At 37.8% G+C, this 11,774-nt stretch carries 12 protein-coding genes; 10 read left to right on the top strand and 2 right to left on the bottom strand.

All coding sequences use genetic code 11. The features are described 5' to 3' along the window. The first annotated feature begins 170 nt into the window (after window positions 1-170). From WH188_RS08890 to WH188_RS08855, 8 genes are all read left to right on the top strand, one after another. Complete coding sequence (locus WH188_RS08890) at window positions 171-1,520, top strand: TolC family protein (RefSeq protein WP_021191691.1); 1,350 nt, start codon at window positions 171-173, stop codon at window positions 1,518-1,520. 25 nt (window positions 1,521-1,545) lie between these two features. Then, a complete protein-coding gene (locus tag WH188_RS08885; RefSeq protein ID WP_339423874.1) occupies window positions 1,546-2,973 on the top strand; it encodes an MFS transporter in 1,428 nt (475 codons plus the stop codon). Window positions 2,974-2,986: 13 nt separating this feature from the next. Then, window positions 2,987-4,057 carry a flavin reductase family protein gene (locus WH188_RS08880; RefSeq protein WP_339423873.1) on the top strand — a complete coding sequence of 357 codons (1,071 nt, stop codon included), beginning with the start codon at window positions 2,987-2,989 and terminating at the stop codon, window positions 4,055-4,057. A gap of 197 nt (window positions 4,058-4,254) precedes the next feature. After that, a complete protein-coding gene (locus WH188_RS08875) occupies window positions 4,255-4,482 on the top strand; it encodes a heavy-metal-associated domain-containing protein (protein ID WP_021191694.1) in 228 nt (75 codons plus the stop codon). A 101-nt stretch (window positions 4,483-4,583) separates the two neighbouring features. Continuing rightward, complete coding sequence (locus tag WH188_RS08870; RefSeq protein WP_339423872.1) at window positions 4,584-5,441, top strand: heavy metal-binding domain-containing protein; 858 nt, start codon at window positions 4,584-4,586, stop codon at window positions 5,439-5,441. Window positions 5,442-5,568: 127 nt separating this feature from the next. Further along, window positions 5,569-6,012 (top strand): DUF3347 domain-containing protein, encoded by a 444-nt coding sequence (locus WH188_RS08865; RefSeq protein WP_021190746.1) that lies wholly within the window; start codon window positions 5,569-5,571, stop codon window positions 6,010-6,012. A gap of 142 nt (window positions 6,013-6,154) precedes the next feature. Next, window positions 6,155-6,460: a hypothetical protein gene (locus WH188_RS08860; protein ID WP_021190747.1), complete on the top strand. Its 306-nt coding sequence runs from the start codon at window positions 6,155-6,157 to the stop codon at window positions 6,458-6,460. 281 nt (window positions 6,461-6,741) lie between these two features. Continuing rightward, entirely contained in the window at window positions 6,742-8,085 is a 1,344-nt protein-coding gene (locus tag WH188_RS08855; RefSeq protein ID WP_339423871.1) for a GH1 family beta-glucosidase, read from the top strand. Window positions 8,086-8,146: 61 nt separating this feature from the next. Here WH188_RS08855 and WH188_RS08850 read toward each other — a convergent pair whose 3' ends face one another. Together WH188_RS08850 and WH188_RS08845 are read right to left on the bottom strand one after the other, a co-directional pair. Next, window positions 8,147-8,899: a DUF72 domain-containing protein gene (locus tag WH188_RS08850; RefSeq protein WP_339423870.1), complete on the bottom strand. Its 753-nt coding sequence runs from the start codon at window positions 8,897-8,899 to the stop codon at window positions 8,147-8,149. Between the two features lie 96 nt (window positions 8,900-8,995). Beyond that, complete coding sequence (locus WH188_RS08845; RefSeq protein WP_339423869.1) at window positions 8,996-10,504, bottom strand: hypothetical protein; 1,509 nt, start codon at window positions 10,502-10,504, stop codon at window positions 8,996-8,998. 133 nt (window positions 10,505-10,637) lie between these two features. Between WH188_RS08845 and yiaA the strand changes: the two genes are divergently transcribed. Together yiaA and WH188_RS08835 are read left to right on the top strand one after the other, a co-directional pair. Then, the gene (gene yiaA / locus WH188_RS08840; protein ID WP_132770422.1) at window positions 10,638-11,105 is read left to right on the top strand and encodes an inner membrane protein YiaA; all 468 of its coding nucleotides are present in this window, start codon (window positions 10,638-10,640) and stop codon (window positions 11,103-11,105) included. A 67-nt stretch (window positions 11,106-11,172) separates the two neighbouring features. Beyond that, window positions 11,173-11,643, top strand: a complete 471-nt coding sequence (locus tag WH188_RS08835; protein WP_339423868.1) for a hypothetical protein — start codon at window positions 11,173-11,175, stop codon at window positions 11,641-11,643. Window positions 11,644-11,774 lie beyond the last annotated feature (131 nt).

Below are 11,774 nucleotides of genomic sequence, written 5' to 3'. Positions count from 1 at the left end.
CGATGAAGCGATCGAAAAATCTTGAATAGGGTTACAAATAAATCTAAAAGGGAAAAAATATGCTCATGATGGTTTCATTTCCTCCGCAATAAGCAGCGATTTGCTTAGCAAAAAATAAAGGAAAAGCATGTATACCGTAACAAGTGAACATCACCACAAATTATAATTCAATGAAAACAAATATCCTATATATCGTTACCCTACTGCTACTCATTGGTAGCAGTAAACCATTGCATGCCCAGAAAAAAATGCTGGCACTCAAAGATGCTTTGGAAATGGCAAAACAGGGAAATAAAGCAATACAGGTGCAAATACTGGAAGAAATCCATGCACGAGAAATAACCAATGAAGTCAAAGGTGGATTACTTCCGAGTATCTCGGCTAATGCTGCATACTCACGCTATTTTGACAGACAGGTTATCTTCCTCCCGGGTTCATTTGCAGGTACTGATAAAGCAGTACAAGATGTGGCTGTCGGTGGTAAAAATGTCTATCATGTTTTTGCTACCCTCAACCAGCCCATTCTTGCACCTGGTACGCATCATCTGACAAAAGCTTCAAAGATTAATGAATCGATTCAAAATGAAAAAACAGCTGACCTCAAAAGCCAGATTGCCCTTTTGGTCTCTACACGTTATCTTGATATGTTGATGATGAACAGTCAGCTTGATCTACTAGAACAAAGTCTTCAGAGAAATAAAAAAGCACTGCAAGATTCCCGTTCATTATTAGCCCAAGGCAGAGGTTTAAAATCAGATACATTAAGAAGCTTCGTTGCTGTCGCAAATTTGGAATCATCCGTTTCTTACTTAAAAAATAATGTAACGGTAGCAGGCATTGAACTCAAAAGACTGATCGGACTAGAAGATCCTGCAGAAATTGAGCTATCTGATAATCTAGAACTGAACATCGAAACAAGTCAGCATGAGTTTCATCAAGTTGATGCCGCATTGGCTATTGCCGAAAAAAACAGAAAAGATCTCAATATTCAAGAACTTACCATAGAACTGCAACAGAAAAATATGAAGGTGATCCAAGCTGAGCTATTGCCACAGCTTTCTCTAATCGGTCAGTATCAGCTGCAGGCACAAGCGGATAATTTTAAGTTTGGTCAATATGCATTACCCAGAACATCCTTCTTAGGGCTCCAGCTTACAGTATCTGTTTTCAATGGCAACCGTACCAAGTCCAAAATCAACCAGTCCAAAATCAAAATGAGACAGGAAGAAATACGATTAAGCGATTTAAAAGATGAAGTTAAAACCGAGCTGGCAACGTTGATCAGTCAGTGGAAGGAAGCAGTTAACCAATTAAACATCCAAGAAAAAACGGTGCAGTCTGCCACATTAAACCATCAGATGGTAGATGACCGTTTCAAAAACAGTCTGGGGTCAAGACTTGAGTTGACAGATGCTGAACTGGCATTGACACAAGCAAAGATCAACAACCTCAATGCGATATATAAGATACAGGTTCTACATGTAAAATTAAAACATGCTGTTGGGCAGCTAAGCCTATAATTACTTACCATTAATTAAATAAAAAATGAATAAAAATAAAACAGGTACCATAAATCCAACTGCTCCGTACAGTAAACGCTGGGCAGCACTATTTTTACTATGTACCGCACAATTTATTGTGATCATGGACACTTCTATTATTGGCGTGGCATTACCGGCAATAAAAGCCGATCTTGGCTACTCACAAAGTGGCTTACAATGGATTTTTAATGCCTATGTAATTCTATTTGGAGGTTTCTTATTGCTAGGAGGACGTTTATCCGATCTCTTTGGCGCACGTAAGATTTTCATGTGGGGGTTTGCCATTCTCTCAGGAGCGTCACTTTTAGCGGGTGTGGCCTGGTCAGAGGCCGCCCTCAATACCGGAAGAGCTTTACAGGGCTTAGGCTCTGCACTTATAGCCCCTGCAGCACTTACCTTAGTACTGTCCAAATTTACCGATCCCAAAGAACTCAATAAAGCATTAGGTTTCTGGGGGGCTTCTGCTGCTGCAGGTGGTTCAGCCGGTGTATTCCTTGGTGGAGCCATAACCGAATGGCTCTCGTGGCATTGGTTATTCTTAATTAATATTCCAGTAGGACTTGCTGTATTATTTTTCAGTCAAAAACTACTGTTCAAAGGAACTACCCGTAAAGGAAAAGTAGATATCGTCGGTGCAATTTTAGCAACGGTAGCCCTTATTGTGATGGTATATGCTATTATATCTGCAGAAAATGCCGGTTGGATATCAGTCCAAACCATTGGATTACTGGGCTTATCATTGTTGCTGTTCATTATTTTCATTATCATACAGAAACAGAAAAGGGAGCCTTTAATTCCTCTTGCTATTTTTAAAGTCCCTAATCTTTTATCAGGTAACGTGGTGATGGCATTATTAGCGGCAGCATGGATACCCTTATGGTTTTTTCTCAATCTTTACCTGCAGCAAACCCTGCATTACACAGCTTTCAATAGTGGACTTGCTCTTTTACCGATGACAATTGCGATCATGTTTCTGATGGTTGGTCTTACAGGTAAATTAGTCGCTCGATTTGGCTTCAAAGCAAATATGGTAGCAGGTCTGCTTGCCCTAGCAGGTTCACTCCTTCTTTTTAGCACAATCCCTCCTGATGGTACATTTATAATCAATGTATTGCCAGCATCTTTATTAGGCGCTTTAGGTATGTCACTAACGTATATACCTGGCACTATCGCTTCGATGTCAGGTGCCAAACCTGAGGAAACCGGCCTTGCTTCCGGTCTGGTAAATACCAGCTATCAAATCGGTTCAGCTCTAGGACTGGCTATAATAGTTGCCATTTCCGCGGCAAAAACCAATACTATAAAAGCAACAGGAGCCACAGAAGCTACCGCTTTGAACACAGGTTTTCAAACCGGTTTTTTTGCAGCTTCCATCATATGTCTCATTGCAGCAGTCATGGCTGTAATTTTCATTAAGACACTTAAAAAGTAAACGTTAAAACCATATGAAAAAATATAAATGGACCACGCATCAGGTTATACAGGAGACTAAAGATGCTGTAACCATATTTTTCAGTACTGACCAGGATACGATTGAATATCAGCCTGGTCAGTATCTTAATATTTCCTGTATTGTTAACGGAGAACCCCTACAGAGATCCTATTCCTTTAGCTCCGCACCTGCCGATAAATTTCCGTCCATTACAGTTAAACGAGTTGCTGGTGGAAAAATGAGCAATTATCTAGTGGACAATGCAAAAAATATTAGCGAGTGGGATATCGATGCACCTATAGGCAACTTTATCTTGAAGAAACATATTATCCTTGATTCAGAACTTGTTTTTCTTGCAGGTGGAAGTGGAATATCACCCTTGTTCTCTATGCTAAAAAGTCTTATTAAAACAGCTTGTCCCCCTCTGTTGCTATATTCTACCAGCAGCCCGGAGGATACCATATTCAAATTCCAACTGGAAGAAATGGAAAAGAACAAGCAGTTGCGTATTTTTCATTCATTTACGCGTCTTAATAAAGAGATTAAAGGCATTAACAGTATCTCCGGTCGATTTTCTCAACCGATCATTAAAAGCTTGATCGGACAGTATATAAAGCAAAAAAATAAAGCTCATTACTTCATATGTGGTCCAGTAGAACTGATGCAGTTGTATCGTGAGACACTGCGCGCTTTACAGATACCCGAATCAAATATCCATACCGAATATTTTGATCCGGTCATAACCGATAAGATCATCGTTATCGAGAACGAAGAGCACAGAGAAATACTGGTCAGCTACTTTGAGACTCATTACAGAGACAATGAAGAACAGACCTACGAGTGTACTTCTCTCATTGATGTACAACCAGGACAATCCCTTTTAGAAGCCATTAGTGCCCATGCCATTCAGGTGCCCAGTTCATGTAAAAAAGGCACCTGCGGTTCTTGCTGGGCAATACAAGAAAATGGCCAGATCAAAATGGTAAACAATTATGCCCTCTCGGATGAAGAAGTCACTGAAGGTAAAATTCTACTTTGCCAGAGCTATCCTTTAGATCAGTCTGTTTCCATTGTCATCGCATAATAGTATGATGCCGTCTAAACACTATCCGGGATACTATTGAGAGCAAGATTACACATGACACGATAATAAAAACAGCATAATCAATAGCATGACTATAATCAGTAAATATTACAAATCAAATAGCAAATAACGTAAAGTGCCACCGTATTTTTTTACTGAAATTTGTACTATAAACAAACGCTAAAAAATAAAATAAAATGGAAAGCAATAATCAAAATTTTCAATTCAAGACCAATATTAACTGCAGTGGCTGTGTAACCAAAGTAACTCCTTTTCTAACTGATAAAACGGGTATTAACCATTGGGAAGTAGACGTTGCTAGTAGAGATAAAGTACTTACAGTTAAGACAGATGGGATATCGGAACAGGAAGTTATCGAGATCGTAGAGAAATCAGGTTTTAAAATCGAACCTTTAAAATCTTAAAAAAGAATTAAACAGATTCTTTAAACACTAAGAATTTTGGGTTAAGTAATTGCGGAAGCATATCGAAATTCCGCAATTACACCCAAAGCAAATCTTCAGATATGGAAAACCACCGCCATGCACCTCAGATGAGCATATACACCTGTCCTATGCCCCCCGAAGTAAACGGGACTCAAGGCAACAGCTGTTCTACATGTGGAATGGATCTGAGATCTGTTCAACAGGAAAATCCAGATCAATATCAGGTACAATTAACAACTTTACCACAGATTATTGAAGCAGGACATCCCGTTAGACTACTATTTGCAATCAAAAAAAACCAAAAACAAGTAGCATTGGACATTTCTGATGAAATGAACATTCATGTCATGGTCATTAGTGAAGATCTTAATTGGTTTAGACACATCCATCCAGTGCTGCAGCAAGACGGTAGCTATGCTGTAACACAGACTTTTCATAACGGTGGAAAATACCATTTGTTCACCTATTTTAAACCTCTTGGCAAAGAACATGTCTTAAACATGTTAGAAATCGAAGTGAAAGGGTACTATATGACTTCTCGTGAGGTCACTTCAAAAAAACCGATATGTTACATAGATGACTATACAATTAACCTTGAAAATACCGATAATTTTAAAACCGGCAACATACAACGTATAAAGATAGCCATCGAAAAATGCGAAAAGAAACTGTATAACAGTAGTTTGGAACAGTATTTGGGAACATCAGCTCATATTGTAATGATCAATAAGACGGATAAAGAATTTTTACAGATCCGGCCCATACCACATGTACAATACCCGATATACGCAGAAACAAACATTACAAAGGCTGGTAAATACAAGATGTGGGTGCAGTTTAAAATACATGGAAAAGTCCATACAGCAGACTTTAATATTGACATAAGATCAATAAAGGAAAGCGAAAAGGAAGTACAGCTTCGTCAGCATCAGGTATAGCAAAATGTGAAGCCGAGTTTTGAAAGACACAGAATACAGAACCTCTGCTTTAGAAATCGAGAAAATAACGAAGCAGTTCAAAAGTAAAATTTTAAAACTATCTTTAAATGATTAACGGAAAATAGATATGAAAAAGAACTTATTGATATTGGCAATTTCACTATTTGGACATGTGGCACTTGCCCAAAATACAGAAACACTATTAAGTAAATATTATGGTGTAAAAAATGCATTGGTAAGCAGTGATGAGAAAAAGGCTTCCGAATCCATTCAAGCACTTCAGAAGGTGGTAAAAGCAGAAAGCGCTTTCAAACTGAAAGATAACTTAACCCTTGAAGTAGATAAATTAGCAAAAGCAGGCAATCTTGAAAAACAGCGTGCATCATTCAATGAAGTTTCAACGATCATGTGGCAAATCGTAAAAAGCAGTGATAAGGTCAGCCAACCAGTGTACTATCAATATTGCCCGATGAAAAAAGGCTATTGGTTAAGCAATGAAACGGCGATTAAAAATCCTTACTATGGATCTGCGATGCTTACCTGTGGTAAAGTTACTGAAACTAAGAAGTAACCCGTGAAAAGCTGAGCATTCGATTCAAGTAAAAACTCCGAACGAACAATATCCAATTGTTCGTTCGGAGTTTTTACTTTCCATAGCATCAAATTCATTATCTTCGAATACATAAACCAGTATTCATTCATAAAGATACCCCATGATAGCTATAAAAGTGACTTATACCATCAAAGAAGACTATGTTGATGCGAACAAAGAAAACATTCAGATTTTTCTTGATGAGTTTAAAGAATTGGACAATCATCAATTTGTATATACGATATTCCAGGTTAATGGCAGCAACACCTTTATCCATATGTCACAATATAAAAATGAGGCCATTCAAAAAGAATTATTAAATATGCCCGCTTTCTTAGAATTCCAAAAACAACGCGATCTCCATCTGCTCTCTGAACCAACTATTGAATCCTTAACACAGATCGGTATATCAAAAAATATATGGTGATGAAATAGTTAAAAAAACAAGAGCCCTGACAATACTCAAAAACTTCATAATCAATTCATACACAGTTAACATATGCTTTGTAAATTTATATAAGCAAATTAATGTAAACAGTGGTTTAAAACATTTGAATTATGAAAACGATCACACATTTCTTCCAAAGGGTATTATTTCGTATCTTTCTAGTGCAGTTTAGTTCATTCTATTCTCCTCTTAGATTTCACAAATATTAAAACAACTTAAATAAGTGATATTTGCACCACTTGAGAAAATAAATTCCGTAAATGATTTTAACTAAAGATTCCTTTGGCGAAGATTTTATTTGGGGAGTTTCTACAGCCGCCTACCAAATTGAAGGAGCTCATGATATACATGGAAAAGGCCTTTCTATTTGGGATACTTTTGTAAAAAAAAAGAATAAGATCTTTAAAAACCAGCACGGAGATATTGCTTGCGATTTCTATAATCGCTACATAGCAGATCTCCATTTGATGCACAGCTTAAATATTAGGAACTACAGGTTTTCCATTGCCTGGAGCCGTATTCTACCGCAAGGTACAGGAGAAGCCAATCCATCAGGCATTGACTTCTATAATAAACTCATCGATCTTTCTTTAGAATTAGGGATTACACCTTGGATAACACTCTATCACTGGGATCTGCCGCATGCCCTGGAACAAAGAGGTGGATGGATCAACAGGGAAGTCACCGATTGGTTTGCTGATTATGTAGCACTCTGTGTCAAACACTTTGGCGATCGGGTAAAAAACTGGATGGTTTTAAATGAACCTGCGGTATTTAGTGCCGCTGGATACTTCTTTGGCGTACATGCACCTGGAAAAAAAGGAATCGATTACTTTTTAGCAGCTGCACATCATGCATCACTAGCACAGGCTAAAGGTGCAAGAATTATTAAATCACTACAACCAGACAGTACCGTTGGAACCACTTTCTCCTGTTCGCATATTGAACCGTTCACCGGAAGAGAAAAAGATATCCTTGCTGCTAAAAAAGCAGATGTATTACTCAATAGGTTTTTCATAGAGCCCCTGCTAGGTATGGGCTATCCTACAGATGAGATCAAAATTCTAAGAAGAATTGAAAAATATATCAAGCACAATGATGAAAACGAGCTAAAGTTTGATATGGATTTTATCGGAGTACAAAATTATACCCGCGAAATCATCCGTCATTCCTTATTCGTCCCCTACCTACGCGCAAAAATTGTAAGTGCAAAATCGCGCAAGGTCGAACTCACGGCCATGAATTGGGAAGTATTTCCTGAATCCATGTACCATGTTTTGAAAAAATTCAGTGCCTATCCCAACATACCGCCACTGATTGTCACTGAAAATGGAGCAGCTTTTCCAGATGAGGTGGTTAACAATCAAGTCGATGACCCGAAAAGAGTGCAGTATTTACAGTCGACCATTGCCCAAGTACTTAGGGCCAAACAAGAAGGAGTTCAGGTCAACGGGTATTTTGCATGGACTTTTCTCGACAACTTTGAGTGGGCAGAAGGTTATCATCCCAGATTTGGTTTAGTATATGTTGATTTTGAAACGCAACAACGCATCGTTAAATCTTCGGGACATTGGTATGCTGATCTTCTGAAGCAGAAGATATAGGTTCAAGCTATTCGAAATTAGCTAAGTGGTATTGATTATAAAATCGATACCACTTACCATATTAATACCTATCATTCACATATTCCGACAGTAACTTCAAGTTCTGAATCGCGTCGCCCATTGTATTGTTAAAGTAAGTGAAAACCTCTTTCCCTTCAGCTAACCATTCCCGAATATATGAACTATATTCCTGTAGAAAATCATCTTCATAACTACCCCGGTAATTACCATTGGGACCATGAAATCGCAGATAAATAAAATCTGTTTCACTATAGGACAATTGCATACCATTACTGTTCTTGTCGTGCAGCACAAGACTGGCTCCGTACGAATTTAACAGGCTAAATGTATCTTCACAATGCCAAGATGGATTCCGAAACTCGACGCATACCCGCCATCCCTTTATATGCTCATCATTAACAACAGTCTCTAGCAAAAGATTGACATGCACAGCAGCATTAAACGTAACAGAGGGAGGAAACTGAATCAGTAAACAACCTTTCTTCTCGCCTGCTTCGGCAATCACCTTCAAAAAATGAGCAACATCATTCGGGTCAAAGATCAAACCTTTTGCGTGAGTAATTCCCCTCCATAATTTAAAGGTGAAACGAAATCCATCCGGTACTTCATCTGCCCATCGTTTCACAGTTTCTTCACGTGGTATTTTATAGAATGAACTGTTTACCTCCAACGAATTGAATAATAAAGCATAGACCGCAAGCCTGCTTTTCTCCTGAAGATTTTCGGGATAAAAACTTTTATTTTTATAAGGCAGTAAAATACCGCTCGTACCAGAAAAATACAAAGACTCCATAACCATACAACAAGCACCTCGGAGAGAAGTTATTTTTAATCCTAAATATTAAGATTACATCAGGCAAAAATTAATCTGGATTCCATATTGAACCATCTAAATATTTTCGGATGTATGTCGACTGGACAAATGCTGAAGTACGATTTGATAGGCCGACTTTTTCTCCCACTTAGCGATCAGCCATGAAATAAAACAAATATGAAAAATATCCGCATGTTCTTTATTCTTTAACAGATCGACCGCAGTTTTTTGAAATACAGGATTAAACACGATATCAGGCTTATTGAAATATTTCTCCACAAGACTCACAAAATGTAATACCCTTTCTTCATGAGTTTCTGTAAGAAAACCACTGTATCGACGTTTGAAACTACTTAACCTTGAAACAGCAAGTTCGATATGCCCGAACTGTGCATGAACCAAAACCTCCATCAGATTTTTACGAATGGTCCAAAGCATACCCATTTTTTTCTCGTACCATTGATCAGTATGCTGAAACAAAGCAAGATGGCGTAAGCAAGATCTTTCATCCTGCAACGATAAAAACATCGTTAAACATATCCTTAAATCTTCTATGTCCTCCTGTTTTGTCTTTTTTGTTGTCATTTCCAAAGCCTTCATCAATACAGCTATTCCTTCTCCACCCATTCCAGTAAAATATAGATTCAGAGCCGATAACAACTGATGCCGTGGATAAAATTGAGATGCATGAAAACGGTGCTGTTCCATTTGGTTCTTCATCTCAGAAAGATACTCCGCACTCTTTTCAAAGCTTCTGTTGCGTAAATGAAAGTTTGCCAAAAAATAAAGGACATGCAACTGATAAAATAAGTGCGATTCATCCGCTTTCTTCTTTCCCTGAATAAAATGTTGGATGCGCTGGATATAACGTTCTATAAAACTATAATCCTGATGAATAGCCGCATATTCATTGGCTATAAAAAGTATCTGATAAATAGACTTATAATTCATTAAATCTTTGACTGCAATCTGATATTTTCGTATGGTCCCGAGCATCAGTGCGGCCAAGTTGACCACTTTACCTTTCAGATTTACCTCACGCATTTCCTGACGCAGAAAAGCATATGCCAGATTCAATTTTGCCTCCCGTTGCATATGTTGCTGGTTGACCATAAAACGTGTTGTTAAGTCTTCTAAATTTTCTGAAGCTTCACTATGCGCATAATTTATTTTAAGAAGCAATATATCGTTCAATAAATTATAATGTTCCAGTTTTGTTGCGATTTGCTCGGCTTTCACCAAGCACTTGAAAGCAGTTTTATCCACATCATTTTCCAAAAGAAAACGGCTTACAACGATTAAACGCATCACTTCCGAAGCCTGACTGTTATTGCTTTCAAATGTCTTCTGAGATAGAAATAAAAGTAGGTTATCGTGCAGTCTTTTACGCAAAGCATGGTAAGAATCCCTGCTTTTTGTTTTTTTTAACAGCTTTTCTAAGCCATTTATATCGTCAGTATTTAGCAATTCAAATAATAGAATATTTTTAACATCGTGACGCTTATTCTTCTTGCGCATAAATGCCTTAAAATCCTTTTTATCCTGATCACCAAGTAAATTTATTAATGTCGCAAGCGCATCCATAATAGGTTAATTTTAAAAACAAACCTACTAAAAAATTAATTTATATCATCAGTATTTTCAAATATCTCATTTGTGCATCTAGCGACAACAGCGGACATTTGCTTCCATAATAACACATAAAAAAACAAAAATTATGGAACCGCTAAAACACAAAACAGAGGAGAACACTCCACTTACAAAAAACGAAGAAAAAACAAAAAATCCATTCAAACCTACAGGTGCATTCATCGGCGCATCCTGGTTTGCTTTACTAACCGGCTCCATGGGATACTGCATCGGGCTTTGGAACGCTACCATGGAGCTCAATGAAAAAGGATATTATTTCACGATCCTATTATTCGGTTTATTTGCCGTAATCTCCGTACAGAAAAGTGTGCGAGACAGAGCAGAAGGCATTGCCGTAACCGATCTTTATTATGGCCTTAGCTGGTTTGCAACAATTGCTGCAATGGTACTGCTTACCGTAGGGCTCTGGAACGCCGATCTGCTGCTTAGTGAAAAAGGATTTTATGCCATGTCATTCTGCTTAAGTATATTTTCAGCCATCGCTGTACAAAAAAATACCCGCGACGCCAAGATGTTTGAGGAAAACGAATTGTAACTTAGCGGTTGCCACCCGCAGTGACTTGCACAGCAAGCCTGCGGGTTTATTTAATAAATACTGATAAATGAAAAAAAGTAAACTTAAATTATTGAGCAGTACAGCTTTTGTTGCGATGTCACTATTTGCATTTACTTTTATTCAAACATATTGGTCGATGGGAAAATTAGCAGATCAAACATCAAGTGGCTGTCTAGACTGTAGTTTCATATACGATGCATGCTTGATTTCTTTATGCAACGCCATTATCCTAACCCTACTATTTCTTTTAATAGCGAAGATCAAGAGAAACCGATATCAAATCGCAGTAGAATTCGTGCTATTGACCAGCTTTTGGTTCTTTTGGAATTACAGTATTTTTGTAGATCGAGAATCCTCCTGGAGTACCTATAGTTTCGATGAAGAAATCTATTATACGGTTTATTTATCCCTACTACCAGTATTGGTAACAGCAACTCTTACCCTCATGACCATCCATCATCAGGTCATTCGTTCAAAATTTAGAGGGCAAAAAAAAGTGACCAGCACCACTCCATAAAAGATAAATCACTTATTTCGCTTCTATGATCATTAACAAATAATCCGAACCGCCCCATGGAACTTAATCATATTCTGGGGCTTTTTTTTAAAAAAAGATGCCCAGATCGTACAATGTATCGTTTCATAGCA

It is taken from the genome of Sphingobacterium sp. MYb388 (assembly GCF_037479535.1).
Classification (GTDB): domain Bacteria; phylum Bacteroidota; class Bacteroidia; order Sphingobacteriales; family Sphingobacteriaceae; genus Sphingobacterium; species Sphingobacterium anhuiense.
This window is presented reverse-complemented; position numbering and strand designations above follow the sequence as displayed.

Bases quoted from the DNA above. Each gene is read 5' to 3' on its own strand.
- WH188_RS08890 (WP_021191691.1), top strand. From the start codon at position 171: ATGAAAACAAATATCCTATATATCGTTACCCTACTGCTACTCATTGGT.
- WH188_RS08885 (WP_339423874.1), top strand. From the start codon at position 1,546: ATGAATAAAAATAAAACAGGTACCATAAATCCAACTGCTCCGTACAGT.
- WH188_RS08880 (WP_339423873.1), top strand. From the start codon at position 2,987: ATGAAAAAATATAAATGGACCACGCATCAGGTTATACAGGAGACTAAA.
- WH188_RS08875 (WP_021191694.1), top strand. From the start codon at position 4,255: ATGGAAAGCAATAATCAAAATTTTCAATTCAAGACCAATATTAACTGC.
- WH188_RS08870 (WP_339423872.1), top strand. From the start codon at position 4,584: ATGGAAAACCACCGCCATGCACCTCAGATGAGCATATACACCTGTCCT.
- WH188_RS08865 (WP_021190746.1), top strand. From the start codon at position 5,569: ATGAAAAAGAACTTATTGATATTGGCAATTTCACTATTTGGACATGTG.
- WH188_RS08860 (WP_021190747.1), top strand. From the start codon at position 6,155: ATGATAGCTATAAAAGTGACTTATACCATCAAAGAAGACTATGTTGAT.
- WH188_RS08855 (WP_339423871.1), top strand. From the start codon at position 6,742: ATGATTTTAACTAAAGATTCCTTTGGCGAAGATTTTATTTGGGGAGTT.
- WH188_RS08850 (WP_339423870.1), bottom strand. From the start codon at position 8,899: ATGGAGTCTTTGTATTTTTCTGGTACGAGCGGTATTTTACTGCCTTAT.
- WH188_RS08845 (WP_339423869.1), bottom strand. From the start codon at position 10,504: ATGGATGCGCTTGCGACATTAATAAATTTACTTGGTGATCAGGATAAA.
- yiaA (WP_132770422.1), top strand. From the start codon at position 10,638: ATGGAACCGCTAAAACACAAAACAGAGGAGAACACTCCACTTACAAAA.
- WH188_RS08835 (WP_339423868.1), top strand. From the start codon at position 11,173: ATGAAAAAAAGTAAACTTAAATTATTGAGCAGTACAGCTTTTGTTGCG.